Raw genomic sequence first — 22,343 nt, 5'->3', positions numbered from 1 at the left:
ATGATCGTATGAAGAAAACGAAAAAGCACCTCTCACTACTTATACTTGCGTCGATGCTTGGAACAGGGGTAGCGGTTCCTTTCAACGTTCTGAACATGGATACAGTCGCGAGAGCAGCCTCTCATGATAAGCAGGCCGAAAGCGAAGCTGTTGAGGTAACGAGCATCAAGTCTCTGAATTCCATTACACTAGAGATCACCTTTGCAGAGCCGCTCAGCTCAGAAGAAGTGGCACTCAACAACGCACAGAAAAACTTCGAATTTGATAACGACCTATCCGTTCGAAATGTTCCACAGCTAAAAACTGGATTCAAATCTACCTACATCGTACCTACTACCCCGCAAGAGGAAGGAACGACGTATACCTTTAGCTACAAAGGCGAGGAAGTAGGCACTTTCGCAGCCAACACAGAACAAATCAATATGAGAGAGGCACGTCAAGTAGACAATGATACCATTGAGCTAGAGTCGCGCCTGAGTGACCGCGTAACAGATTACGGGAATGTAATCGAAGCGTACGCAGGCAATCGAGGCGGTCTAGACTTTGAACTAGATGAGGACAACCGTTACAAAGGAAAGGAATACCAAATCATCTCTTCCTTGCGCGGTACACAAGTAACTCTGACACCAAGAAACGGTGAGCCGATCATTGCTACTTACGTTCCGTTCACCCAGAATACGGATGGTCGTCAAGAACCGAAATTCCGTCTGCCAGAGGGAGAGCAGCTTGAGCCGGGTGTCACTTACACGGTTTCCGCTGACTGGGCTGATTTCCGTGACGCTACCTTTACGGCGAAAGAATTTGATCCACTTACCATCCAGTCTGTAGAAGCTACAAGTGAAACAACACTCGATGTCACACTGCGACGCGATCCGCGCGAAGAGATTTTTCCACTCCGCCGCATCACGTTGACAGCTCCAGATGGAACAGAGCTGGTTGCCCAATACAAATTTACGACGCGCAAAGGAGCAACGGGAACGTTTGAAATCATGAACGGCGAAGAGCTGGCTTCAAATGTCATCTATCAGGTGAGACCAGTAGGAGAATGGGCTACAGCGCGAAACGTGTCTGTTACAACGGATGCCCAACCAGATGAAAATGCAGAAGTACGTAGCATCAAGTCGCTCAATCCGATCACATTGGAAGTTACCTTCTCAGCTCCACTCGTAACAGAAGATCTGGCGCTTGCGCAAGCACAGGAAAATTTCCAATTTGATAACGGTTTGACGATTCGCAATATCCCGCAATTAAAAACAGGGACAACCGCGACCTACTTGGTTCCAACGACTCCTCAGGCTTCCGACATGACTTACACGTTGACATACAAAGACGATGAGGCAGGCACTTTTGAAACAAACAGCGATAGGCTGGACATGGTCGAAGCCCGTCAGGTAGCGTACGATACGATTGAGATCGAATCAAGCCTGCGCGCTGGCGTAACGGACTATGAAAATGTGATTGCGTCTAATGTCGGGAAACGAAATGGTCTGGATTTTGTATTGGATGAAAACAATCGCTACCGTGGAAAGAGCTATGAGATCATTTCATCTCTGAGAATGGCACAAGTGTACATCACGCCAGAGGGTGGCGAGCCAATCGTAGCGACGTACGTTCCATTTACACAAGCCACAGATGGTCGACAGGAGCCAAAATTCCGTTTGCCAGCAGGGGAGACACTGATCCCAGGCGTAGAATACACCGTTACATCAGATTGGGCCGATATTAAGGATGCCAAGTTCACTGCAAAAGCGATCAACCCGCTGACGATTCGCTCTGTAAATGAAGTAAACGAGACTACGCTGGAGGTAAGACTCAGCACAGACCCGCGTGATGAACTGTTTGCTTTCCGCCAAATCACGCTTACAGCACCAGATGGGACAGAGCTTGTTGCCCAATACAAGGTAACAACACGCAAAGGCGCTACGGGAATCTTTGAGATCATGAACGGCGGCAAATTAGAACCAAACACCCTGTATTCCGTTACTCCTGTAGGGCAATGGGCAGGACTTACCTTCACGACAAAATAATCACGAACGAAACCCCTTAATAGGCACTCTAAGCTCGGTACGCAACCGGGCTTAGGCCTATATCTCAATAACATACCAAGGAGGAAGGTGCCAAATGTACAAACTCATTCTCACCGCAATCCCATTTGGAATGCTGTTGACTGGCTGCATGGATGAACCGTCCACAACAGCTCCGGCTGTAACGACCGCCCAGCAGCAGCAACAACAACAACCAGCAATACCACAGCCACCGCAGCCACCGCAGCAACAGTCTCAACCAGGGAAAAAACCAACTCTATCACAAGAAGAAGTGAAAGAACTGAACAAAAAACTACTCTCTGCAGCAGCCGAGGGCAAAACCGATGAAGTCAAGGCGAGCCTGGCAGCAGGGGCTGAGATAAACGCACAGGATGATCGTGGAAGAACAGCGGCGATGGCGGCTACACACGGCAACCATGTGGAAACCGTGAAGGTCCTCATTGAAGCAGGAGCTGACATCAATATTCAGGACGACCGGCAAGATAATCCGTTCTTGTATGCGGGAGCAGAAGGATACTTAGAAATCTTGAAGCTGGTTATCGATGCAGGCCCAGATACGAAGATTTACAACCGTTTCGGAGGAACACCTTTGATTCCAGCGGGAGAACATGGGTATGTGGAAGTAGCAAAGGAGCTTCTTACCCGAACCGATGTAGACGTCAACCATGTGAACAATCCAGGCTGGACAGCACTGATGGAAGCAATCGTATTGAACGATGGAGGAAAAAAACAACAAGAGATGGTCCAACTGTTAATCGACCATGGCGCTGATGTGAACATCCCGGATAGTGAAGGAAAAACACCTCTGTATCGTGCAAAAGAACGAGGTTATCACGAGATAGTACAAATCCTGCAAAAAGCAGGAGCACGCTAAGTTGCGGAGGTAAGCATACATTCATACTTCGAGCGCGATGGAAATAATCCTCGACTAGAATGAGTCATAGCAAGAGTGATTCTAGTCAAAGGAGGCTATGTTCATGACTAGCCATACGACCATTCAGCCGAAGATTTTGTATTACGGAACTCCCGTCGTCCTGTTGACGACTGAAAATGAAGATGGAACAACGAATATCAGTCCCATTTCATCGTCATGGGCGTTAGGAAATTATGTCATTCTAGGACTCGGGTTTGGCTCGCATGGATTGGAAAATTTGCGTCAGCGGCCGGAGTGTGTCATCAATTTGCCGGATGCCTCCATGTGGCAGCAAGTAGAAGCATTGGCTCCGCTAACAGGCAGCAATCCCGTACCCGCCTATAAAAAAGAACTGGGCTTCCGTTATGAAGCGGATAAGTTTCAGGCAGCCAAGCTGACTCCAGTTGACTCTGATAGCGTTCGTCCAAAGCGAGTGGGAGAATGCCCTCTTCAACTCGAAGCTGTCGTCCGCACAATCCGTTTTCCGGAATATGCCGACATGTTTGCGATTGTGGAGACAGAGGTGCGTCACGTCCATGCAGACAAACAGATTGTCCAAAGTGCTCATCACGTGAATCCTCAAGCATGGAATCCGCTGATTTACAACTTCCGCCATTATTTTGGTCTGAGTGATCAGTTGGGAAAAACATATCGATCGGAAACGTAGAACGTCAAAAACGCCAATTATTTGGCGTTTTTTTATTTCTGTATGCAAAATATGGTATATTAGGTGTTGCCTAATAAAATTAGTTGATGCCGAAATTTTTGAGGGGGTGAAAAGATGCTTGTCTGGATGTTGCGAAAAGTAATGGCAGAAAGAGGAGTTTGGACGGGAGCCGCTTTAGCAAGGCTGTTGAAAGAGAAAGCAAATTACAGTCTGTCTCCAGCCTCCATCAGTGCTTTACTAACCAGTCAACCCAAACAAATGAAAGCCGAGACACTTGATGCACTCTGTACAGCTCTGGAGTGTACACCAAATGACTTGTGGGCATATACACCGCCTAATAGAGTGAAGGGAGCATAAAAAGATGGCAGTGAAACAGATTTTGCCTTTTGGAGACCCAATCTTGCGCAAAGTAGCCAAGCCAGTGGATGAGCTGAATGCGAAAACGTTCAAGTTACTGGATGAGATGGCTGAAACCTTATATGCCACGGACGGCCGTGCTGGCCTTGCCGCACCTCAAGTAGGCATTCTTCGCAGAGTGATTGTCATGGATTGTGGAGATGGATTAATTGAGCTCATTAATCCGGAAATCATAGAAAAGAGTGGCGAACAAATCGGAATGGAAGCTTGCTTATCTTTTCCGGGTTACTATGGCAATGTAAAGAGAGCCGAGCATGTAAAGGTAAAGACGTTGAACAGACAAGGTGAGGAAATGATCCTTACGGGAGACGGATTCCTTGCTGTTTGTATGCAGCATGAAATCGACCATTTAGACGGAATTTTATTTGTGGATCATGTTCAGGAAAAGTGGCTGTATCATGAAAAAACAAGACAAAAAATCGATTTGCTGGATGTGATCCGTTTAACAAAAAAGGCCTAACAAAAAGGCGTACCGTTTCGATTCGGGAAATATGATAGTAGAAGGCCGTTTGTTCCGTATATCTTTACTGTGAACCTAGATGGTATCATCTGAAGAGCGGCATTATTACGTGGAGGAACACACATGGAACAACTACTGATAGGTAGCTTTCTTTCTGCCATGGCTACTGGAGTGGGCGCCTTGCCTATCCTTTTTTTCAAGTCGGTATCACATCGATGGCGGGATATATTGCTGGCGTTTACGGCTGGAATTATGGTGGCTGCCTCGACATTCAGTCTGATCCCACAGGCACTTCATAGCGCGCCATTTATTATCGTTTGTTTGGGAGTGCTTACCGGAACATTGATGCTTACGGTGTTGGAAAGCATCGTCCCGCATATCGATCTGGAGCATACGAGAATCAACATTTCGATGGATTCGCAATCGCTGCTGATTTTGTCCGCGATTACCTTGCACAATATTCCAGAGGGCTTATCCGTTGGCGTGAGCTATTCGAGTGAACAATCCGGCTTGGGTGGCCTGATTTCTTTTGCAATCGGTCTGCAAAATGCACCAGAAGGCTTCCTGGTCGCTCTCTTCCTGATTAATCAAAGGGTCAGTCGTCTCAAGGCGTTTATTTTGGCTACGATGACTGGAGCAGTCGAAATCGTCTCTGGAATCTGTGGCTATTACCTGACCTCTGTGGTTCAAGGGCTGGTGCCATATGGGCTTTCCTTTGCCGCAGGCGCGATGTTGTTTATCGTTTACAAGGAGCTCATCCCCGAAAGCCATGGAGATGGTCATGCTCGATCCGCGACTTTTTCGTTCATCCTAGGACTTTTGGTCATGATTGGACTAGTTCAGTCGTTTGGATGAGCGGTTTTTTTCAAAAAGCCTCACAAGTGAGAGCAAAAATTCCGAAACCATATATAGATAGATTTCGATTATGGAAGTAGGGAGTGTCACGATGGAAAAGTCTACCTTGATAGGTATAGTTTTGGGTATTATTGCAGTAGTGGTCGGGATGATCTTGAAGCATGCGAGTCCGATGGCATTACTGAATCCAGCAGCATTTATGATCATCATCGTAGGTACTGTTGCTGCTATCTGTAACGCATTTCCTATGTCGGAAATCAAACGTATTCCTGCTCTTTTCAAGATAATATTTAAAGAAGAAAAGCTCCCTGAAAAAAAAGAATTGATCGGTCAGTTTATGAACTGGGCTTCCATCGCTCGTCGCGAAGGATTGCTTGCACTGGAAAACACTTCTGATGAGATTGAAGATCCATTTCTGCGTAACGGCATGAAGATGATCATTGATGGTGGGGAACCGGATTTTGTTCGCGATGTTCTGAATGAAGAAATTCACGCCATTGAAGAGCGCCATCAGGCAGGGGCACTCGTCTTTAGCCAAGCGGGAAGCTACGCTCCGACTCTCGGGGTATTGGGTGCGGTTGTCGGTCTGATTGCCGCCTTGGGTAACTTGAGTGACATCGATGCATTGGGTATATCGATTGCGGCGGCGTTCGTAGCTACCTTGCTCGGTATTTTCACGGGTTACGTATTATGGCACCCGTTCGCGACCAAGCTCAAACGGAAATCAAAGGCAGAAATCGAAATCAAAAAAATCATGGTCGAAGGATTGCTTTCCATTCAAGCGGGTGTATCCCCGACTGCAATTGAACAAAAGCTGCTGGTTTACATTCCATACCAAGAGCGTGCAGAGATGAAAGAAGAAATGAAGGAAGAGAAGAGGGAGGAAGGAGCTGCGGTAAATGGCTAAGCGACCAAAGAGACATGCTCATCATGAAGAGCATATGGACGAGTCTTGGCTAATTCCATACGCGGACTTGCTCACCCTTCTGCTCGCTTTGTTTATCGTGTTGTTCGCCTCTAGCGAGATGGATGCGAAGAAGTTCGACCAAATGGTTCGGTCCTTCAACGTTGCAATCAACGGCGGTGTGGGAGTCATGAACTACCCAAGCCCGGTACCGCTAGACCCAGAACTTCAGCAACAAACCTTGCACAAAGGCGCGCAGGAAGCAGAAAAACAGAAGACAGAAGAAGAAAAGCGTCTGGAAGAAGCGGTCCGCAAAGAAACAGAGGACTTGAAAAAGCTGCAGACAAAGCTGGACGGATACATTCAGCAAAACAAGCTCCAGGACAAGCTCCAGACCAAGCTGACCGATGAAGGACTGCTGATCACCATTTTGGACAATGCGCTGTTTGACTCCGGTAAAGCTGATCTGAAACCGGAAGCGAGAAAGCTTGCGTCTGAAATGGCAGCGATGCTGGTGCCTCACCCGAAAAAAGTGACCGTAACTGGTCATACGGACAATGTGCCGATTCGCCGTGCAGAGTTCCCGTCCAACTGGGATCTCAGTGCCAAACGTTCGGTTAACTTCTTGAAGGTTCTTCTGGAAAACAAGAACCTAGACCCGACGAAATTCAGCGCGACAGGCTTGGGAGAATACCATCCGGTAGCGCCGAATACGACGGCAGAAGGCAGAGCGAAAAACAGACGGGTAGAGGTAGCAATCCTGCGTGATCTGGCTTCTCCTCCTAAAAATAGTGTGAATCCGTAAAAACAAAAAGGATAGCTTCCTCGGGAGGCTATCCTTTTTCATTTATAGTAGCTGTAGTGGAGGGGGAAGAAGCCCATTTCCAGTCTACGCTTCGGCCTACGCCCCGCACGGGGTTAGACTGTCCGCTCCGAGATAAATGTCGGGAGCGCTTCAAAAGTAGAGTTTCGAGGATGTATTCGCAGAGGTTGAAGCTGAAAACCCCCGCCATTCATTTCTCCGCTAAGTAGGGCTCCAGAGGCGCTAGGACTGGAAATGTGCTTCTTCCCAAGCAGCTAGTGTTTACATCTTGAAAGCAGCATTCATGTGGTCTATTTCTTTTTTATAAAAAGAAGGTGGAATCTCGAATAGTTAGCAGCAGAGGAAACAGGAGAAAAAAGCGAAGATCTTTGGACACACCTACCGAGGCGCAGTGAAAAAAAGAGAAACTGCCTTTAGCGTCCACCTCTGAGAGACATCCTGAACAGTCGACTTTGGACGCGGTTTCTCTTTTTTTCACGGAGCCGGGCACCCCAAGCTCCCGCGCAGGTGTTCCAAGAATCTGAGCGTTTTCTCCTGTTTCCTCCCCACCACAACAGCTACACAGACGACTCCCCCAATTCTAGCTTCAACTGCCCCATCCGCATTTCGCCCCACTCATACATCATTTCCACAATAGGCAACAGAGTCATCCCCAGCTCCGTCATGGAATACTCCACGCGCGGGGGAACCTCCGGGTATACTTCCCGGTGAACAATCCCGTCTTCGATTAGTTCTTTTAACTGATTCGTCAGCATTTTATGTGTGATTTTTGGAAACAGCCGTTGCAGCTCGCTAAAGCGATGCGGGCCTTCTACTCCTAAATGCCACAGGATCACGACTTTCCATTTTCCGCTAAACATAGACAAGGTCAGCTCCTTGGAACAGTTGAAATCACCGTTTTTTATTTTTTCCAAGGTTTCTTTCCGCAAGTCGGACATAGTTTTCTCCTCACAATCCTATCTTCGGTGCAACACCTTCAGCGATGCAAGCATTCTTATGTTGCGCCTCGTTCCCTCCATCATAAACGGTGCGGGATGATTTTTCATTGAGTTTTCTGGTTCATCTTGACAGCGTTCATGAAAATGAAGATAATAAGCATAATAACTAAGTAAACAACTCGGAATACTAAAAATAAAAGAGGTGAGTTCTTTTGGAACGGATTTTGCAAATACCTAGCGACACGATTTCGTTGACGGCTACCTTGCATGAACCTACATGCACAACAGGCAAGACCAGAGTGAAATACCCATTGGTTGTCATTTGCCACGGCTTTATCGGCAGTCGAGTTGGAGTGAATCGCTTGTTTGTAAAAGCTTCCAGAGAATTGGCTTCACACGGTTTTGGCGTATTGCGCTTCGATTACGGAGGCTGCGGGGAAAGTGACGGCGATTATGGTGCAGGTGGTTTGGATGTCCTGCTTACGCAAACACGTGATGTTCTCGACCATGTTTTCACGCATGAACAGGTAGATCAGGAGCGTGTGTGCCTGCTAGGACATAGTTTGGGTGGAGCTGTCAGTATCCTGACAGCGAGCCAGGATAAACGAATACACTCGCTCATCCTATGGGCACCGGTAGCACGACCCTTCGATGATATCGTTCGGATCGTGGGGGAGAAGGAATACAAGGAAGCACTTTCATACGGCAAAACGGATCATTTGGGTTATGGTTTGGAGAAGCGCTTTTTCCAGTCGCTGGGTACCGCTCTTCCGCTGCGTCAAGCCAAGCAGTTTGAGGGAGATGTGTTAATCCTGCATGGCAATCGGGATGACGTCATTGCGGTGGATGCCATGTTCCATTATGAGCGAGAGCTGCATCTGCGTAGACGGGGGAGCTGCGAAACAGAAGTAGTAGTAGGGGGAGATCATACCTTTTCCTCGTCGGACAGCTACAAACGCTTGATTGCAAGTACGAAGAGCTGGTTGAATCGACTGCTTGAGAAGGAGACGGTTGCCGTATAAGAAAAAGGGATGGCCCTGGTGACGGGCTATCCCTTTTTTGCGATATTGGCTTTGATTTCGTGCAGCAGCCCGCGGCAACCCGCATTCACCAGGTCATACACATAGGTGAATCGCCCCGTATAATAAGGGTCCTCCACATTTTGTTCCTGGGCAGAATCGGCAAAGTCGAGCAGGCGGTACACCTGTTTCCCTGACGGCGCCATCTGCTTAAGTGCAGACAAATTTTCCTCATCCATGCAGACGATATAGTCGTATTCCGAGAAGTCCTGTGTGACAATTTGGCGAGCACGCAGTGTGTCATGTGCGATCCCATTCTCGTTCAATACCTTTTGTGTACCTTTGTGTGGAGGTTCACCTGCGTGCCAGCCACCGATCCCTGCTGAATCGATGGAGATTTCCCCTGCCATTCCCTCCGCCTCTACGAGATGGCGAAATACGGCTTCGGCCATGGGCGAGCGACAAATATTGCCCAGACAAACGAACAACACTTTCGTCATACGTACGTTCCTCTCTTCCTTTGTATCATGCTTCTCTTTGTAGAATACCATGGTCCTTTGCCGAAGTGTCGCACGTTCATTGCCAAACACGGCGTTTTTTGATATGATAAGGACAGTTACCCCAAGAAAAGAACTGCATATGTACTGAGTTTTCTAGGGTTCCGCGGTTAGTCATCTGGCCGGTCAGGACCGAGAGAAAACCCACGACCACGGTCGTGTACACGGAGGGATAAAAGCCCGGGAGGAATATCTGTGATGGTATTCACCCGAGGCTTTTTTTGCATTCGGAAAAAGCCTGAGCCATCTTAGATGAGTATGTATTTTGGGGAACGATAAAAACGGATACGTCCGTTGCTATGAGCGTAAAAGAAAGAGGAGGGAGCCAGAACATGGGGAAGTATTGGTTGATGGTTGTCGTAGCAGCAGTATTTGAAGTCATGTGGGTAGCGGGCTTGAAGCACGCCGACAGCTTTTGGTCGTGGGCATTGACTGTCTTAGCGATTATTATCAGCTTTGGTGTTTTGATCTATTCAGGGAAAAAGCTGCCGACGAGTACGGTTTATGCGATCTTCGTCGGTTTGGGTACGGCTGGTACCGTTATTAGCGAAATGGTCCTGTTTGGAGAACCGTTCAGCTGGGCGAAAGTGGGCTTGATTGCGCTTCTTCTGGGGGGAATCCTTGGGTTGAAGCTGGTCACACCGGATCATGAAGAGAAGCCGAAGAGGGAGGGTGAAGTGGCATGACATGGTTATCCTTAATTTTTGCAGGGTTGTTTGAGGTCGTAGGCGTGATGGGGATTACACAGGTCAACCAAAAGCCTTCGTTCCGCTCCTTTGCGGTACTGATCGGTGGTTTTTCCCTCAGCTTCTTCCTCCTGTCCTTCGCCATGAGAGAAATCCCAATGGGAACGGCCTATGCGGTTTGGACAGGGATTGGTACGGTAGGTAGCGCTCTTGTCGGGATGATGTTTTATGGAGAAGCAAAAGACAAGCTGCGGATCTTGTGCATCGCCGTGGTGATTATAGCAGTAGCAGGATTGAAAGTAGTAGCATAAGGTAGCGGTAATAAGGAAAGGCAGATATTCCACTTCGGATGTCTGCCTTTTCTTTGTGTATATGTTCCATTTCGCATAAGGAACACTCCTTGCGAATAGGGAATAGTAAAGAAAATCGTCTCGTTCAAGGAGGGAATGGCAGCACCATGAGCTCTTTCTGGGCAACGCTAAAAAAGGGAAATACGTCCTCGGCGACAGCGGCATTGGGGAACACTGGGCTTGCTATCGCAAAAGGTTTTGCGGCTGTCTATAGTGGGAGTGGAGCCATGTTTGCGTCGGCGATGCACTCGGTAGCCGATGCGGTCAACCAGTTCTTCGTTTTCTTTGGCAGCGTACTCGCAGAGAAAAAACCGACACCGAGGTTCCCTACAGGCTTTGGTCGTGTCATTAACATTTTCTGTATGGTCGCGGTGATCGTCGTAACCATCATGGCCTACGAAACCATTATCAAAGGCGTCCACCTTATTTCCGAACCCGTAGAATCCAGCCATTTTTGGTTGAATTTCATCATTTTGTCTCTAGCGGTCATCGTGGATGGGTATGTGCTGGTAAAAGTGATGTTCGAAATCGTTCATGAAGCTCGGGTGGAAGCGAAGGGCTTTGCTGTCATCCCTGCAGCCTTTCGGAATGTAGGACGTGCGGCTCCACCGACACGACTTGTCTTTTACGAAGACATCGTGGCAACGCTCGGTGCGTTATTGGCGCTGATTGCGGTTATCGTCACTACGTTTACTTCCTTTGCCTTGCTGGACGGGATTGCCACCATTCTGATCGGGATTCTCATGGTGGGTGTGGCATTCAAGGTAGGGTACGACAACATGGTTGGTTTAATTGGTATCGCAGCTCCCAAAGAAATCGAGGATCGGGTAGCCAAAGTCATTTTTACTGACCCGGATGTGACGGACATCAACCGGATGAGGATTGTACAGGAAGGGCGTTTTTACCATGTGGAAAGCTACGTAGAGTTGCGGACAGGACTGAGTCTTGCTGTGGCAGACGATATTAAATACCGCATTCGCGACAGCTTGCTCACCGACCCGGATATTAGCGATGTGACGATGGGAATTTTGGAGGACAACGGCGTAGACGACTGGAAGCAGCTCACGGGCCAGGGAACCACGTAGACGAACGAGATTGAAGAAACTCACCTGCGAAATAGAAAAGCCCCGCACCAGCCATGTAAGCAGGTGTGGGGCTTTGGTTTGTACTGAGGTGTGATGATTAGGAGACAGTCAACAGTTCTTGTTGCTCCGATTCATCATTTTCCAAACGCGTAATCATGACGCGTGTGACACGGTGATGATCCATCTGCTTGACGGTGAACAGGTAGTTTTCCCATTCTACTGTCGCACCAACAGCGATGTCTTCTTCGAGCTGGCTGTACAACCAACCACCGATTGTGTCTACATCTTCGGATTCGAGTTCGAACGGAAGATGGTCATTCAGGTCAGCCAACACGAGCATACCGGATACGGAGAGGCCATTGTCCAGCTTCTCAATCTCTGGTCTTTCCTCGTCAAACTCGTCTTGGATATCCCCAACGATTTCTTCCAGAATATCCTCCATCGTCACGAGACCGGCTGTTCCGCCGTACTCGTCGATAACAATCGCAAGCTGCGAACGGTTTTTCTGCATCAGGCGCAATACCGTACTGATTTCCATGGTTTCCGGTACGGTCAGGACAGGGCGGACCAACGAATCTAGCTCCACGCTTCCATCTTGCAAGGCAGAAAGGTAGAAGTCTGTCGCATGGACAAAACCGATGATGTTGTCCTTGTCCTCAGCTGCAACCGGAAAACGCGTGTGGCGCTGCGAGCGGATAATCTCCAGGTTTTCTTCAAAGGTATTCGTCGTATATAAGCAAACCATATCAATGCGCGGGATCATCGTTTCCCGAGCAACGGTTTCGGAGAAGTCAAAAACTTGTTCCACAAGAGCCAATTCGGTTTGGTCGATATGGCCACTTTGGTGACTTTGGTTGACCAGAAGACGAATTTCTTCTTCTGTATGCGCTGCTTCATGTTCTGAGATGGCTTCGAGTCCAAGTCGTCTCATGAGAGCGTTGGCTGTTCCGTTCAAGAACCAGATAGCCGGGTAAAGCAATTTATAGAAAAACATCAATGGCGCGGCAACCCACAACGAGGTCATTTCTGCTTTTTGAATGGCCAATGATTTCGGAGCCAACTCACCCAAGACAATGTGGAGGAACGTAATAATCGCAAAGGCTACACCAAAAGAAATCGCGGAGATCGCATACTCAGGCAATCCTGAAGATCCAAGCAAAGGCTCCACAATCATATGGGCAATGGCCGGTTCCCCGACCCAACCCAGTCCCAGCGAGGCGAGAGTAATCCCGACCTGGCAGGCAGATAGGTAGGCGTCTAGCTTATGCGTTACTTTTTGGGCATAGACTGCGCGTCTGTTGCCTTCATTCACCATCTGTGTCAGGCGCGTTTGCCGCACCTTCACGAGTGAGAACTCTGCGGCTACGAAAAAGCCGTTGAGAAAAACAAGAAATATAACAAGCAGTAGGTTGAGCACTATCGGGACGGTGTCCAAGTAAAAAGTCATCCTCTCTGGAATTTTATGAATGTACTATTTTCTATTTTACTCTGATTGGGTGGAACGCACAAAAGCGATATACCACCGTAGGGGGCGTTTCTGCCCTTTTGGTCGGGAAGAGCGACCCTCAGATAACCGTAGCGCACGTTTTTGCGCTCGGAGAAGGCCGCAGATAGGCATCCGTTTCTGTCAAGCAACGCAAAGTGCAAGCGGTTACCTGTGCAGAATTTGTTGGGCGTAGACAAAAAACGCTGATAGTACAGCAGCTAGACCGAGATAGGCAACTAACACTTTCCACTTCGTAGAGGCAGGTGCATCGTAGTACGTAGTGAGCTGGTGCATTTGCTCATCCAGTTCGGCTAATCTCTCTTGCGCCGCACGTTCCCCATCACGAAGCGCATCTGATGGGATCGGTCGGTTCGGGTCCGAATCGTAATACAAAACAGGCTCTCGTTCCCACAGTCTGAACAGTTCCCATTTTCTGTTCAGATACACTTTATCGAGCCGCTTGAAATCACGCTGAAGGCGTTGTTTGTCCTGCAAAAATGGCAAGTAAAATTTCTTCAAATCTTCCTGATTGATCGCATTTACCTCGGCATTCATTTGCGTGCGAATATCCCATGTCGATTCCAATGCGGGCCATTTTGCTATGCTTTGCTGAAAGTCTGCAATCCTTTCGCGCTCGTATTGCAGGAGCTTTTGTTGATAGCTGCCACGTAGGCGGTTGTACCATGTAATCAACCCGATGATGAAAATGAACACAGTAATCGGACCTGGGTTGGCGAACAGCATAACACCCAGCCCAACTAACCCGATAAACCAAATTTTCGTCGACAATACCGAAACGATGCGGCCGCCATCCAGCGGGGAGATGGGCAGCAGGTTAAATAAATTGAGCATAGCACCCAAGTAGATAACCAACCCCCAAAAAGGGTCCTGCGTATACCAATACAGCGGGAGGGCAGGCAAGAAAGCAATCATCCCGGCCAAGGGCCCGCCGTAGGCTAAGTACGCCTCTGTTTTTGCATCACGCGGCATGTCTTTCATGGCGATGAAGGCTCCGGCAAAAGGAATAAAGACAGCAGGTGAAGTCGCGATTCCTTTTCGTTTGGCTGCGATCACATGGCCCATTTCGTGGACGAAGATCAGATAGACGAGGGCCACGGCGAATTTCCATCCATAGAAAACGGCATACGCCCACAAGGTAATCCCCATGGATATAATGGTAGTCCCGAATTTCGAAAACTTCAGTATGCTAAGTATCCATTTTAAATTGGCAAGTAAGAAAGCACCGATCGCCAAAAGGACTGAACGGCTTTTTTTCATCGTTTTTCCTCCCAGAAGATATAGGCAGATATTCCTTCTTACGAATCAAGCCAAAAGAAGTTTCTGTTCTAGTTGCCATCCAGACGAGGATTGGTGAAGTGAAAGCCATACTCGCCATAGAGCGGATTGTAGCTCAGATGTCCCCCGTCGAAATACCAGAAATCAGTTGGACGAATGACAAATCGCAACCCCTCTACTTCAAACACAGCATCGTCGGTGAGGGCCTCATCTTTTTCAATCGCATAAAACATACCACCGGTCCCGGGGCCGCTTGTTCGTACATACAATCGAAGCGTATCCCCCGGTACAAAGCCGGCATAACGTTGATAGGCAAGGGAAAACGCTGGCTCTATCGCAAGTGTGATACTCATGGACTAGCTCCTTTCTGCTACTTGTCTTCCATTGTAACACAAGTCAGAGTAGTGTCCCGAGGCTCTAGGTGCAAGCGCAATCCAAAAATACCCGTCCGGTCAGAAGTGAATCTGCCGAACGGGCTGCATGAAAAAGCTGGCATTAGTCCTTGCCTTTGCTCACATCAAAAGTCGGGTGCATAAAACGCGCTCCATCTTGTTCTTCTTGATCCTCGAGGAGCTCACGGTTTTCTATCGAGTTCCAGCCAATGTCATTGGTCGGATGTACCCACTGGTCCCCTGCCATGATGGAGGGATCGGTTTCTGTACTCCAGGTGTTTAAGGGAGATTCCTTGGACTCGTACAAGCTGTCACCGATGACGACTCCGAACTCATTGACGAATGGCTTTTGAATCGTACGGGACGAGCTTTTGAAGTCAGGAGCACTGATTTGATGCGGCAGCGTCCCATCGAGGGAAATATCCTTCGTCTTGTCGTTCTTTTGCTTATCGTTATCCATCATCTGGACCTCCTTTTATCCCATAGCATGCATCAGTCACTGACCCCTTATTCGGTTTCGGATGGGAGCTTGCGCCCAGCCCAAATGAGCCCCAGCCGCATATGCTAAAAAAAGGGGGAAGATCGGATGCTAACGAGTGTGATCATTCCCGTCAGAGATGCAGCTCATCAGCTACTGTATACCTTGTTTAGCCTGAACTTGCAGTTTGCCGATTTTGAAAAATATGAAGTGATCGTGCTGGATAACGGTTCCATGGATGGGCTGGCAGAAAAGCTGGCTGGCTTTACCGCTCATTATTCTTTGCAAGTGGTGCGTTTTCGCAGACGTGTATCGCTCTCCCGCCTGTTTAACACGGGAATCCAGCAGGCGAAAGGTGAACTGCTTGTATTTGTAGCGTGTAATATGATGGTTCCCCGCGAGTTTATCGGCGTACATCAGCAGGCGCACGAGCGGGTACAGGATATGATTTTGCTGGGGCTGGGTACGAGGAGGATTTACTCCGTGTACGAACCCCAGTTTAGCGCCAGTCAGCATATTGAATGTCAAAAATGGCTGGAACAAAATCCTCATATAAAGCGACCGCATACGTTGGTCAAAACGATATCGTTACTGGAAGAAAATCAAATTGCAAACGGACAGTTCACACCTATTGGCTTGCCCTGTCCCGTCTCCCAGAAGCGGATGAGTATCAGGGGAAAATACGGGGTAAAGCTCGAGCGATACCGTTCGCCCTGGACGATGTTTTCCACGCAGCATGTTTCCCTGCTGCGTGAGGATGCCAGGAGGGTAGAGCTTTTCGGGTGTTGCCGCGGATCGAAATGGAACGGGACTTTGCTAAACGATTGTTAAAAATCGGCTGTTCATTCCAATTTGACGAGAAGCTCACCTTGCTGAAGCAGGAACGCGCTATTCGAAAAGTAAGCCATAAAAACTCGCCACCCAGTAAAAATCGCCGAGCATAATGGCTGCCCGGCGGTTTTTTTGTTAGCGGTTTTCTTTTAGCCTTTCTTGTGGTTCACTATTAATGGAACCGTCAGAACGGACAGCCTCAGATTGGGATTTGGGTCCTCGGATTTCAGCGGTTTTTCCAAAATCTTTTTCTTTGTTGCGAACCATGTGAAGTCCTCCTCTTTGTGAAAGATGAAGATAGTATGACCCGGATGGGGCCAGAGAATGAGGACAGAATGAGGATAGGGAAAGGGTGGCAATTCAAATGGCGAAAAAACAACGAAAACCACAACATCAAGCAGCGACAACAACTATGACAGACGCGAAAAGCGGATTGAACAGTTTGAAGGATATGCTGAATGCAGATGCGCTCGGGGCACTCAAGCAGCTTGAAAAAGACATGAAGACAGAAGGCGAGCGCAAAGAGAAGGAAGCAGCCGAACAAAAGCGCCGGGAACAGGAAGAACGCGAGCGCAACAAGAGCTTTGGTGAGCTTTTGGACGATTACGAGAAAAAAGGCGGAGGCAAGTACAGCTAATGCGAGATGGACGGCAAACGGACCGACCGGATACTTCCAAAAACGGTTTGATGAAAAAGCGGCAACAAGATATCAAGGACGAGTCCATCAAGGAACGGGGCCGGATGGTCCTCGGCCGATTGGGCAAAAAGGACTCGAAGAAGTGATTTTTTACCTCTCATCCCCATATAGCTAGGAGTGAGGGGAGGGAGGTCATGGGGACAATCCTGCTCCTGTTTAGCCTCTTGTGTGTGGCAGTAGGAACCTGGAAGTTAATCGGGATCTACAAGGCAGAAAAGGCTGACAGCAAGCCGCTCTGGTGGACAGTCGCGAGCGTGGGGATTGCGCTTTTTTTTCTTTTGAAGCTGGTAACAGATACGTTGCCAACATAAACAAGCACCTGTAGCCAGAGAGCTTACAGGTGCTTGTTTTTTCTTCAAGGAAAGAAAAAATGGCTAGCCATTTTTCATTATTCGTAACGCAGTGCTTCGATTGGATCGAGCTTGGCTGCCTTGTTGGCCGGATAGAGGCCGAAGAAAATACCGATGGCACTGGAGAAGCCGAATGCGATAAACACGCTGTTCCAGGACATAAGCGGCGGCAACTGTGCAAAATAGGCGATGATCGAAGCAATACCAAGGCCGAACAACACCCCGATTAATCCACCGATCAAGCAGACGATGACCGATTCAATCAAAAACTGAATCAAAATATCTCGTCGGCGAGCCCCTAATGCTTTGCGAATCCCGATTTCGCGAGTACGCTCTGTCACGGATACGAGCATGATGTTCATAACACCGACTCCGCCAACCACGAGGGAGATACCTGCGATGATACTGAAGATCAGCGTCAAGGTACCCGTCATTTGATTAAACTGATCCATTGATTCTTGCATACTGCGAACTCTGTAATGGTCTTCCTTTTGATGCTTGCGGGTCAAGTACTGTTTGACCTGCTGCATGGCTGGTTCGACAGAGGCTTTGTCGATCGCTTTTCCCATGATCATTTGGACAGAAGGCTCTTCCTGCAGGCTCATTTCGTATCGGATCGGAATAATCGCTCCATAGCTCGTTGCCATATCGAACTTGAACTTCTCTTCCGTGTACGTCCCGATTACGACGAGAGATTGATTCCCCCAGCGAACACGCTGACCAATCGGGCTCATTTGACCGAACAGCTTTTGAGCAAGAGCTTCCTCCAGGACGATGACAGCACGTTGTTCTTTGTCATCGATTTCGTTGAAAAGTCGCCCTTTTGCCACCTTCAATGTTGATTGCATCGAAAAATAATCAGCAGTGGAGGCAGTGAGGTTGACGCGCTCTTCTTTTTTCGGACCCTTCAAATCAATCGTACTGGAGTTGGAAGGCACGATGTATTCGATGGCAGGACTAATCCTGCCGAGCACCTCGGTATCTTCCACGGTCATATCTTCTGAGGCTATCTCTTCTTTTGTCTCCCAATTGATGAAGACGTTAAACGTATTTTGCCCGAACTTTTCCATCTCTTCGTTGATGGCTCTCTGTCCACCTTCACCGAGTGCCGTGACGACAATGACGGAGGTAATCCCGATGATGATCCCGAGCATGGTCAAGATCGAGCGCATTTTATTCGCCCAGATACCCTCCACGGCGGTGTTAAAGCTTTCCATAAAATTCATGTGACAATCACCTCGTCAGACGGCTTGGAGAATATTCGCTCCGTAACCTTTTCATCGCGAATGATAACGCCATCCTTGAAAGTCACAATTCGCTCAGCGTGCTGGGCGATATCCAATTCGTGGGTGACGAGAATGATCGTAACGCCCTGCGCATGCAGCTCCTGAAACATGGCCATGATTTCTACTCCGGAGCGGCTGTCCAGATTCCCCGTCGGTTCGTCTGCCAACAGGATGGCAGGCTTATTGACCAGTGCTCTGGCAATCGCTACACGCTGTTTTTGACCACCGGATAGCTGGGTTGGTTTATGGTCCATGCGTTCAGCCAATCCCACTCGTTTGAGTGCTTCTGTTGCCCGTTTGCGCCGTTCTGAGCGGCTGACATTCGCGTACATCATCGGCAGCTCTACATTGTGCAAGGAGGAAGAGCGGGCGAGTAGATTAAACGATTGGAACACAAAGCCGATCTTTTGGTTGCGAACAACGGCGAGCTCCGTATCCTTCAAGCTGCTAACCTCAATGCCATCTAGCATGTACGAGCCCGAATCTGGACGATCCAGACAGCCCAGCATGTTCATAAACGTCGATTTCCCTGAGCCTGATGGCCCCATGATGGCAACGAATTCGCCTTGTTCCACCAGCAGGGAGACACCTTTTAAGATGGGCAGTACGGTATCACCCGTCTTGTATGCTTTCGTCAAGCCTTCTACATGAAGCATCGTCGGCTGACCTCCTTCTTTACGTGTTACATACCCATTGGTGCGCCGCCGCCACTCATCGGCATGATAGGTGCTCCTTCAGTCAGGGATTCGACAGGGCCTAAAATCACTTGCTCATCACCGTTAAGTCCAGACTTGACGTGAGTGAACAACTCATTTTCCATACCAGTTTCGACCTTCTGCTTTTTCGCAACACCATTAGCAGATACCCAGACAAAGGTACTGCCGTCAGCATCTTGCTGTATAGCTTCGATTGGCACTTGCATGGCATTATCGATTTTTTCGACGGAGATGTTGATGTCCACATGGAAGCCAGGCTTCAAAGCAGATAGATCTCCAGATGGCTTGAGGGTGACTTTGACGCGTGTTTTTTCACCTTGCCCCGACTTGGTGGCAGTAGTGGTCGCGGTTGGAGAGATGCGAGCTACTTTCGCATTCAGCTTTTTCTTTCCGAGTGTCACGCCTTCAATCGTGGCAGATTGACCGATTTTGAGCTTGTTGACATCGGATTCGTTAATATCTGCTTCAATCAACAGATTGTTGAGATTGGCAAGGGTCAAGATTTCTGTCCCCTTGTTGACGTATTGACCGTTATCGGAAGCAACGCCAATGACGGTTCCATCCATAGGTGCTACGACGACGCTCTGGACACGTTCTTTATTCAGCTGTGATTTATCTACATTCAGCTTGTTGATTTGGGCTTGCTGAGCGGCAATGTCTTCCTTGCGTGGCCCCTTTTGCTTGAGAGCGAGCTGTTGCTTGGCGACATTCAGCGTAGATAGAGCGCTATCCATTTGTGATTTCAACTTGTCCAGCTCTTGCTGGGTAGAAGCGCCAGAAGTGAATAATTGATTCATCCGATCATATTCTCGCTTTGCCGCATCGTATTCACGCTGGGCTTGAGAGACACGTTCTTGGTCCTGTGCGACTTCTTCCGGCTCGTTCCCGATTTGTGCCTTGGCGAGGTTGGCTTTGGCCAATTCCATTTGCGCTTCCAGCTCGAGAATTCGGCTATCGACATCGGACGTGTCGATTTTCGCGATCACTTGTCCCTTTTTCACCTTGTCGCCTTCTTTGACGACAAACTCGCGTAAGGTTCCGGTGACGTTGGCGTACTGTTTGAGCTTGTCTTCTACGGTGACGAGCCCTGATGTCAAAACCTTGCTTTCCAAAGCTGATTTCGTTGGTGCGCCGATGTTGACAGGCATTCCCATAGCTTGTTGCGATCCCATCATGGAAAACGCAACGCCCCCGATGCCTAGGAGGACTACGACGGAACCGATGATCCACCATCGTTTTTTCATGTTCATTCTCCTTGCTTTGGTAAGAACCATATTATTTCATTGCTCGAAAGGTTTTTACGGTAGTGCTGGAAAAAGGTAACATGAAATGACGAATGTTCACATTTTGGACATAATTAAGCGCATTTTGATTCGTTTTGTCGGAAAGTTCTTTGCTGCCAATTGCCGTGATATCATAGATAAAGATGAGATGACGTTCCTCGGAGGGGAGCTATGAACAAACCGATTCGCTTTGATTACGCCAACGCTCGAGCCTTTGTCAAACAGCATGAGTGGGAGCAGCTTTCTCCAGCGATCGAAATTGCGCATCAAATGCTTCATTCAAGGACTGGACCAGGCAAGGATTATCTTGGTTGGGTCGATTGGCCGGAACAATACGACCGGGACGAGTATGAACGAATTCGCCAAGCGTCAGCCCGGATTCAATCGGATTCGGATGTGCTTCTGGTGATTGGTATCGGAGGCTCGTATCTAGGGGCAAAAGCGGTGCTTGACATTTTGGGCCACAGCTTCTACAATTTGCTGCCGAAGTCCAAGCGACATTCTCCAGAGATTTATTTTGTGGGCAACAATATCAGTCCGATTTATATCTCTCATCTGATGGATGTATTAGAAGGAAAAAATGTGTCCATCAACGTCATCTCAAAATCGGGCACGACGACAGAGCCAGCTATCGCGTTTCGACTTTTTCGGGAATGGCTGGAAAAGAAATACGGACGTGAAGAGGCCAAAAAACGAATTTACATTACGACCGATAAACAGCGGGGAGCCCTGAAAAAGCTGGCGGATGACGAGGGCTATGAGTGCTTTGTCATTCCAGATGATATCGGTGGAAGATATTCAGTCCTGACCGCGGTTGGATTGTTGCCAATCGCTGTAAGCGGGGCGAACATGGATGCTCTCATGCAAGGGGCTAAGGATGCACGCGAACGCTACATGGTCATGGATTTGCGCGATAATCCGTGCTATCAGTATGCGGCCATTCGCAATGCACTCTATCGAAAAGGCAAGACAGTGGAGCTGTTGGTCAGCTATGAACCACAGTTTCGCTACTTTGCTGAGTGGTGGAAGCAGCTCTTCGGGGAATCGGAGGGCAAGGATGGCAAAGGAATTTTTCCGGCTTCTGCCGAGTTTTCAACGGACTTGCATTCGTTGGGCCAATACATACAGGACGGCATGAGGCATTTGTTTGAGACCGTTGTGTCTGTAACGAAGCCCGCTGTGGATTTGACTGTCCAGGAGGACCCCGCTGACGTCGATGGATTGAATTTTTTGACTGGCAAACGAATGGGGTATGTCAATAAAAAAGCTTTTGAGGGAACGGTGCTGGCCCATGTGGATGGCGGCGTACCGAATCTGCTTGTGGAAATACCGGAGGCAACAGCTTACTATCTCGGCGGACTGATTTACTTTTTTGAAAAGGCATGCGGAATCAGCGGCTATTTGCTAGGCGTCAATCCGTTTGATCAGCCAGGGGTGGAGGCGTACAAGGCCAATATGTTTGCCTTGCTGGGCAAGCCGGGCTACGAGCGGCAGAAAGCGGAACTGGAGGCTAGATTGCGCGAGAATAAGACGTATTTGACCGTTGAGGAGACAGCCGCTTACTTAGAGCTTCCCGAGACGTTTATTATGGAAAAAATTAAGCAGGGGCGCATCCGTGCTGTCCATGACGGCAATGAGTACATCATCAACAAAGAGCAATTCAATCATCATCTGGAGGAAATTCGCAAGCTCCGGGAGTTCGAGGATACCGCGCGTCATGACCCGATTCCGGAGAGCTACGATGTGAAGGATGAGGATTAACCAGCGGACGTGCTTGTCAGATGGTTGCAAACAGGACTATACTTACAA

The 22,343-nt window shown here is 48.6% G+C and carries 27 protein-coding genes, 1 pseudogene and 1 riboswitch; of the genes and pseudogenes, 18 read left to right on the top strand and 10 right to left on the bottom strand.

Going from position 1 to position 22,343, the window contains the following annotated elements:
• The first annotated feature begins 8 nt into the window (after nucleotides 1-8).
• From ACFVS2_RS19075 to motB, 8 genes are all read left to right on the top strand, one after another.
• A complete protein-coding gene (locus ACFVS2_RS19075) occupies nucleotides 9-2,027 on the top strand; it encodes a hypothetical protein (RefSeq protein WP_390236583.1) in 2,019 nt (672 codons plus the stop codon).
• Nucleotides 2,028-2,121: 94 nt separating this feature from the next.
• Nucleotides 2,122-2,919, top strand: a complete 798-nt coding sequence (locus ACFVS2_RS19070; RefSeq protein WP_390236581.1) for an ankyrin repeat domain-containing protein — start codon at nucleotides 2,122-2,124, stop codon at nucleotides 2,917-2,919.
• 103 nt (nucleotides 2,920-3,022) lie between these two features.
• Nucleotides 3,023-3,625 carry a flavin reductase family protein gene (locus tag ACFVS2_RS19065; protein WP_390236578.1) on the top strand — a complete coding sequence of 201 codons (603 nt, stop codon included), beginning with the start codon at nucleotides 3,023-3,025 and terminating at the stop codon, nucleotides 3,623-3,625.
• Between the two features lie 114 nt (nucleotides 3,626-3,739).
• Nucleotides 3,740-3,982: a helix-turn-helix domain-containing protein gene (locus tag ACFVS2_RS19060; protein WP_007722000.1), complete on the top strand. Its 243-nt coding sequence runs from the start codon at nucleotides 3,740-3,742 to the stop codon at nucleotides 3,980-3,982.
• Between the two features lie 4 nt (nucleotides 3,983-3,986).
• A complete protein-coding gene (gene def / locus ACFVS2_RS19055; RefSeq protein WP_048031285.1) occupies nucleotides 3,987-4,502 on the top strand; it encodes a peptide deformylase in 516 nt (171 codons plus the stop codon).
• A 123-nt stretch (nucleotides 4,503-4,625) separates the two neighbouring features.
• Nucleotides 4,626-5,357 (top strand): ZIP family metal transporter, encoded by a 732-nt coding sequence (locus ACFVS2_RS19050; protein WP_007722004.1) that lies wholly within the window; start codon nucleotides 4,626-4,628, stop codon nucleotides 5,355-5,357.
• A gap of 91 nt (nucleotides 5,358-5,448) precedes the next feature.
• Nucleotides 5,449-6,264: a flagellar motor stator protein MotA gene (gene motA / locus ACFVS2_RS19045; RefSeq protein ID WP_017249989.1), complete on the top strand. Its 816-nt coding sequence runs from the start codon at nucleotides 5,449-5,451 to the stop codon at nucleotides 6,262-6,264.
• Nucleotides 6,257-7,066, top strand: a complete 810-nt coding sequence (gene motB / locus ACFVS2_RS19040; RefSeq protein WP_173618154.1) for a flagellar motor protein MotB — start codon at nucleotides 6,257-6,259, stop codon at nucleotides 7,064-7,066. The genes motA and motB overlap by 8 nt, the downstream gene beginning before the upstream one ends.
• 575 nt (nucleotides 7,067-7,641) lie before the next feature.
• On the opposite strand, the gene ACFVS2_RS19035 is transcribed toward motB, so the two are convergent.
• On the bottom strand, nucleotides 7,642-8,022 hold the full coding sequence (locus ACFVS2_RS19035) for a winged helix-turn-helix transcriptional regulator (protein WP_173618153.1): 381 nt from the start codon (nucleotides 8,020-8,022) through the stop codon (nucleotides 7,642-7,644).
• A 212-nt stretch (nucleotides 8,023-8,234) separates the two neighbouring features.
• Here ACFVS2_RS19035 and ACFVS2_RS19030 point away from each other — a divergent pair, with 212 nt between their 5' ends.
• On the top strand, nucleotides 8,235-9,044 hold the full coding sequence (locus ACFVS2_RS19030) for an alpha/beta hydrolase family protein (RefSeq protein WP_390236573.1): 810 nt from the start codon (nucleotides 8,235-8,237) through the stop codon (nucleotides 9,042-9,044).
• 26 nt (nucleotides 9,045-9,070) lie between these two features.
• On the opposite strand, the gene ACFVS2_RS19025 is transcribed toward ACFVS2_RS19030, so the two are convergent.
• On the bottom strand, nucleotides 9,071-9,541 hold the full coding sequence (locus ACFVS2_RS19025; protein ID WP_390236572.1) for a low molecular weight protein-tyrosine-phosphatase: 471 nt from the start codon (nucleotides 9,539-9,541) through the stop codon (nucleotides 9,071-9,073).
• Between the two features lie 142 nt (nucleotides 9,542-9,683).
• Nucleotides 9,684-9,787: riboswitch (guanidine-I (ykkC/yxkD leader) on the top strand.
• A gap of 143 nt (nucleotides 9,788-9,930) precedes the next feature.
• Here ACFVS2_RS19025 and ACFVS2_RS19020 point away from each other — a divergent pair.
• From ACFVS2_RS19020 to ACFVS2_RS19010, 3 genes are all read left to right on the top strand, one after another.
• Nucleotides 9,931-10,284: a DMT family transporter gene (locus tag ACFVS2_RS19020; protein ID WP_173618150.1), complete on the top strand. Its 354-nt coding sequence runs from the start codon at nucleotides 9,931-9,933 to the stop codon at nucleotides 10,282-10,284.
• Complete coding sequence (locus tag ACFVS2_RS19015) at nucleotides 10,281-10,595, top strand: DMT family transporter (protein WP_173618149.1); 315 nt, start codon at nucleotides 10,281-10,283, stop codon at nucleotides 10,593-10,595. Before ACFVS2_RS19020 ends, ACFVS2_RS19015 begins: the two co-directional genes overlap by 4 nt.
• 146 nt (nucleotides 10,596-10,741) lie before the next feature.
• Complete coding sequence (locus tag ACFVS2_RS19010; RefSeq protein WP_390236569.1) at nucleotides 10,742-11,719, top strand: cation diffusion facilitator family transporter; 978 nt, start codon at nucleotides 10,742-10,744, stop codon at nucleotides 11,717-11,719.
• A 97-nt stretch (nucleotides 11,720-11,816) separates the two neighbouring features.
• On the opposite strand, the gene ACFVS2_RS19005 is transcribed toward ACFVS2_RS19010, so the two are convergent.
• The 4 genes from ACFVS2_RS19005 to ACFVS2_RS18990 form a co-directional block, all read right to left on the bottom strand.
• Nucleotides 11,817-13,154: a hemolysin family protein gene (locus ACFVS2_RS19005; protein WP_173618147.1), complete on the bottom strand. Its 1,338-nt coding sequence runs from the start codon at nucleotides 13,152-13,154 to the stop codon at nucleotides 11,817-11,819.
• A 216-nt stretch (nucleotides 13,155-13,370) separates the two neighbouring features.
• Nucleotides 13,371-14,483 (bottom strand): site-2 protease family protein, encoded by a 1,113-nt coding sequence (locus ACFVS2_RS19000; protein ID WP_390236567.1) that lies wholly within the window; start codon nucleotides 14,481-14,483, stop codon nucleotides 13,371-13,373.
• A gap of 68 nt (nucleotides 14,484-14,551) precedes the next feature.
• Nucleotides 14,552-14,854 (bottom strand): iron-sulfur cluster biosynthesis family protein, encoded by a 303-nt coding sequence (locus ACFVS2_RS18995; protein WP_007724750.1) that lies wholly within the window; start codon nucleotides 14,852-14,854, stop codon nucleotides 14,552-14,554.
• A 142-nt stretch (nucleotides 14,855-14,996) separates the two neighbouring features.
• The gene (locus ACFVS2_RS18990) at nucleotides 14,997-15,353 is read right to left on the bottom strand and encodes a DUF3905 domain-containing protein (RefSeq protein WP_173618432.1); all 357 of its coding nucleotides are present in this window, start codon (nucleotides 15,351-15,353) and stop codon (nucleotides 14,997-14,999) included.
• Nucleotides 15,354-15,479: 126 nt separating this feature from the next.
• On the opposite strand from ACFVS2_RS18990, the gene ACFVS2_RS18985 reads away from it, so the two are divergent.
• Entirely contained in the window at nucleotides 15,480-16,202 is a 723-nt protein-coding gene (locus tag ACFVS2_RS18985; RefSeq protein ID WP_390236565.1) for a glycosyltransferase family 2 protein, read from the top strand.
• A gap of 135 nt (nucleotides 16,203-16,337) precedes the next feature.
• On the opposite strand, the gene sspK is transcribed toward ACFVS2_RS18985, so the two are convergent.
• Nucleotides 16,338-16,469, bottom strand: coding sequence for a small acid-soluble spore protein K (gene sspK, locus ACFVS2_RS18980; protein WP_390236563.1), 132 nt, complete (start codon nucleotides 16,467-16,469; stop codon nucleotides 16,338-16,340).
• Nucleotides 16,470-16,566: 97 nt separating this feature from the next.
• Here sspK and ACFVS2_RS18975 point away from each other — a divergent pair, with 97 nt between their 5' ends.
• The 3 genes from ACFVS2_RS18975 to ACFVS2_RS18965 are packed head-to-tail and all read left to right on the top strand — an operon-like array spanning nucleotide 16,567 to nucleotide 17,210.
• On the top strand, nucleotides 16,567-16,839 hold the full coding sequence (locus ACFVS2_RS18975; protein WP_173618144.1) for a DUF3886 domain-containing protein: 273 nt from the start codon (nucleotides 16,567-16,569) through the stop codon (nucleotides 16,837-16,839).
• On the top strand, nucleotides 16,839-16,985 hold the full coding sequence (locus tag ACFVS2_RS18970; RefSeq protein ID WP_173611268.1) for a hypothetical protein: 147 nt from the start codon (nucleotides 16,839-16,841) through the stop codon (nucleotides 16,983-16,985). Before ACFVS2_RS18975 ends, ACFVS2_RS18970 begins: the two co-directional genes overlap by 1 nt.
• Nucleotides 16,986-17,033: 48 nt before the next feature.
• Nucleotides 17,034-17,210, top strand: a complete 177-nt coding sequence (locus ACFVS2_RS18965; RefSeq protein WP_007724726.1) for a hypothetical protein — start codon at nucleotides 17,034-17,036, stop codon at nucleotides 17,208-17,210.
• Between the two features lie 77 nt (nucleotides 17,211-17,287).
• On the opposite strand, the gene ACFVS2_RS18960 is transcribed toward ACFVS2_RS18965, so the two are convergent.
• The 3 genes from ACFVS2_RS18960 to ACFVS2_RS18950 are packed head-to-tail and all read right to left on the bottom strand — an operon-like array spanning nucleotide 17,288 to nucleotide 20,495.
• Nucleotides 17,288-18,475 (bottom strand): ABC transporter permease, encoded by a 1,188-nt coding sequence (locus ACFVS2_RS18960; RefSeq protein WP_390236560.1) that lies wholly within the window; start codon nucleotides 18,473-18,475, stop codon nucleotides 17,288-17,290.
• Entirely contained in the window at nucleotides 18,472-19,191 is a 720-nt protein-coding gene (locus ACFVS2_RS18955) for an ABC transporter ATP-binding protein (RefSeq protein ID WP_007724719.1), read from the bottom strand. The genes ACFVS2_RS18960 and ACFVS2_RS18955 overlap by 4 nt, the downstream gene beginning before the upstream one ends.
• Nucleotides 19,192-19,217: 26 nt before the next feature.
• Nucleotides 19,218-20,495 (bottom strand): efflux RND transporter periplasmic adaptor subunit, encoded by a 1,278-nt coding sequence (locus ACFVS2_RS18950; RefSeq protein WP_390236558.1) that lies wholly within the window; start codon nucleotides 20,493-20,495, stop codon nucleotides 19,218-19,220.
• Nucleotides 20,496-20,705: 210 nt separating this feature from the next.
• Between ACFVS2_RS18950 and ACFVS2_RS18945 the strand changes: the two are divergent.
• Nucleotides 20,706-22,055, top strand: a pseudogene (locus tag ACFVS2_RS18945) (glucose-6-phosphate isomerase); the annotation flags it as partial.
• Nucleotides 22,050-22,295 (top strand): excisionase family DNA-binding protein, encoded by a 246-nt coding sequence (locus tag ACFVS2_RS18940; RefSeq protein WP_370642749.1) that lies wholly within the window; start codon nucleotides 22,050-22,052, stop codon nucleotides 22,293-22,295. The pseudogene ACFVS2_RS18945 and the gene ACFVS2_RS18940, both read left to right, overlap by 6 nt.
• Nucleotides 22,296-22,343 lie beyond the last annotated feature (48 nt).

Origin of the sequence: Brevibacillus sp. NPDC058079, assembly GCF_042885155.1 — a bacterium.
Taxonomy (GTDB): Bacteria; Bacillota; Bacilli; order Brevibacillales; family Brevibacillaceae; genus Brevibacillus.
The sequence above is the reverse complement of the archived record's forward strand: the minus strand, read 5'-3'. Positions and strand labels throughout refer to the sequence as shown.

What these genes read in the sequence shown, in the direction of transcription:
- ACFVS2_RS19075 (WP_390236583.1), top strand. Translation starts at nt 9, where the DNA reads ATGAAGAAAACGAAAAAGCACCTCTCACTACTTATACTTGCGTCGATG.
- ACFVS2_RS19070 (WP_390236581.1), top strand. Translation starts at nt 2,122, where the DNA reads ATGTACAAACTCATTCTCACCGCAATCCCATTTGGAATGCTGTTGACT.
- ACFVS2_RS19065 (WP_390236578.1), top strand. Translation starts at nt 3,023, where the DNA reads ATGACTAGCCATACGACCATTCAGCCGAAGATTTTGTATTACGGAACT.
- ACFVS2_RS19060 (WP_007722000.1), top strand. Translation starts at nt 3,740, where the DNA reads ATGCTTGTCTGGATGTTGCGAAAAGTAATGGCAGAAAGAGGAGTTTGG.
- def (WP_048031285.1), top strand. Translation starts at nt 3,987, where the DNA reads ATGGCAGTGAAACAGATTTTGCCTTTTGGAGACCCAATCTTGCGCAAA.
- ACFVS2_RS19050 (WP_007722004.1), top strand. Translation starts at nt 4,626, where the DNA reads ATGGAACAACTACTGATAGGTAGCTTTCTTTCTGCCATGGCTACTGGA.
- motA (WP_017249989.1), top strand. Translation starts at nt 5,449, where the DNA reads ATGGAAAAGTCTACCTTGATAGGTATAGTTTTGGGTATTATTGCAGTA.
- motB (WP_173618154.1), top strand. Translation starts at nt 6,257, where the DNA reads ATGGCTAAGCGACCAAAGAGACATGCTCATCATGAAGAGCATATGGAC.
- ACFVS2_RS19035 (WP_173618153.1), bottom strand. Translation starts at nt 8,022, where the DNA reads ATGTCCGACTTGCGGAAAGAAACCTTGGAAAAAATAAAAAACGGTGAT.
- ACFVS2_RS19025 (WP_390236572.1), bottom strand. Translation starts at nt 9,541, where the DNA reads ATGACGAAAGTGTTGTTCGTTTGTCTGGGCAATATTTGTCGCTCGCCC.
- ACFVS2_RS19020 (WP_173618150.1), top strand. Translation starts at nt 9,931, where the DNA reads ATGGGGAAGTATTGGTTGATGGTTGTCGTAGCAGCAGTATTTGAAGTC.
- ACFVS2_RS19015 (WP_173618149.1), top strand. Translation starts at nt 10,281, where the DNA reads ATGACATGGTTATCCTTAATTTTTGCAGGGTTGTTTGAGGTCGTAGGC.
- ACFVS2_RS19010 (WP_390236569.1), top strand. Translation starts at nt 10,742, where the DNA reads ATGAGCTCTTTCTGGGCAACGCTAAAAAAGGGAAATACGTCCTCGGCG.
- ACFVS2_RS19000 (WP_390236567.1), bottom strand. Translation starts at nt 14,483, where the DNA reads ATGAAAAAAAGCCGTTCAGTCCTTTTGGCGATCGGTGCTTTCTTACTT.
- ACFVS2_RS18995 (WP_007724750.1), bottom strand. Translation starts at nt 14,854, where the DNA reads ATGAGTATCACACTTGCGATAGAGCCAGCGTTTTCCCTTGCCTATCAA.
- ACFVS2_RS18990 (WP_173618432.1), bottom strand. Translation starts at nt 15,353, where the DNA reads ATGGATAACGATAAGCAAAAGAACGACAAGACGAAGGATATTTCCCTC.
- ACFVS2_RS18985 (WP_390236565.1), top strand. Translation starts at nt 15,480, where the DNA reads ATGCTAACGAGTGTGATCATTCCCGTCAGAGATGCAGCTCATCAGCTA.
- sspK (WP_390236563.1), bottom strand. Translation starts at nt 16,469, where the DNA reads ATGGTTCGCAACAAAGAAAAAGATTTTGGAAAAACCGCTGAAATCCGA.
- ACFVS2_RS18975 (WP_173618144.1), top strand. Translation starts at nt 16,567, where the DNA reads ATGGCGAAAAAACAACGAAAACCACAACATCAAGCAGCGACAACAACT.
- ACFVS2_RS18970 (WP_173611268.1), top strand. Translation starts at nt 16,839, where the DNA reads ATGCGAGATGGACGGCAAACGGACCGACCGGATACTTCCAAAAACGGT.
- ACFVS2_RS18965 (WP_007724726.1), top strand. Translation starts at nt 17,034, where the DNA reads ATGGGGACAATCCTGCTCCTGTTTAGCCTCTTGTGTGTGGCAGTAGGA.
- ACFVS2_RS18960 (WP_390236560.1), bottom strand. Translation starts at nt 18,475, where the DNA reads ATGAATTTTATGGAAAGCTTTAACACCGCCGTGGAGGGTATCTGGGCG.
- ACFVS2_RS18955 (WP_007724719.1), bottom strand. Translation starts at nt 19,191, where the DNA reads ATGCTTCATGTAGAAGGCTTGACGAAAGCATACAAGACGGGTGATACC.
- ACFVS2_RS18950 (WP_390236558.1), bottom strand. Translation starts at nt 20,495, where the DNA reads ATGAAAAAACGATGGTGGATCATCGGTTCCGTCGTAGTCCTCCTAGGC.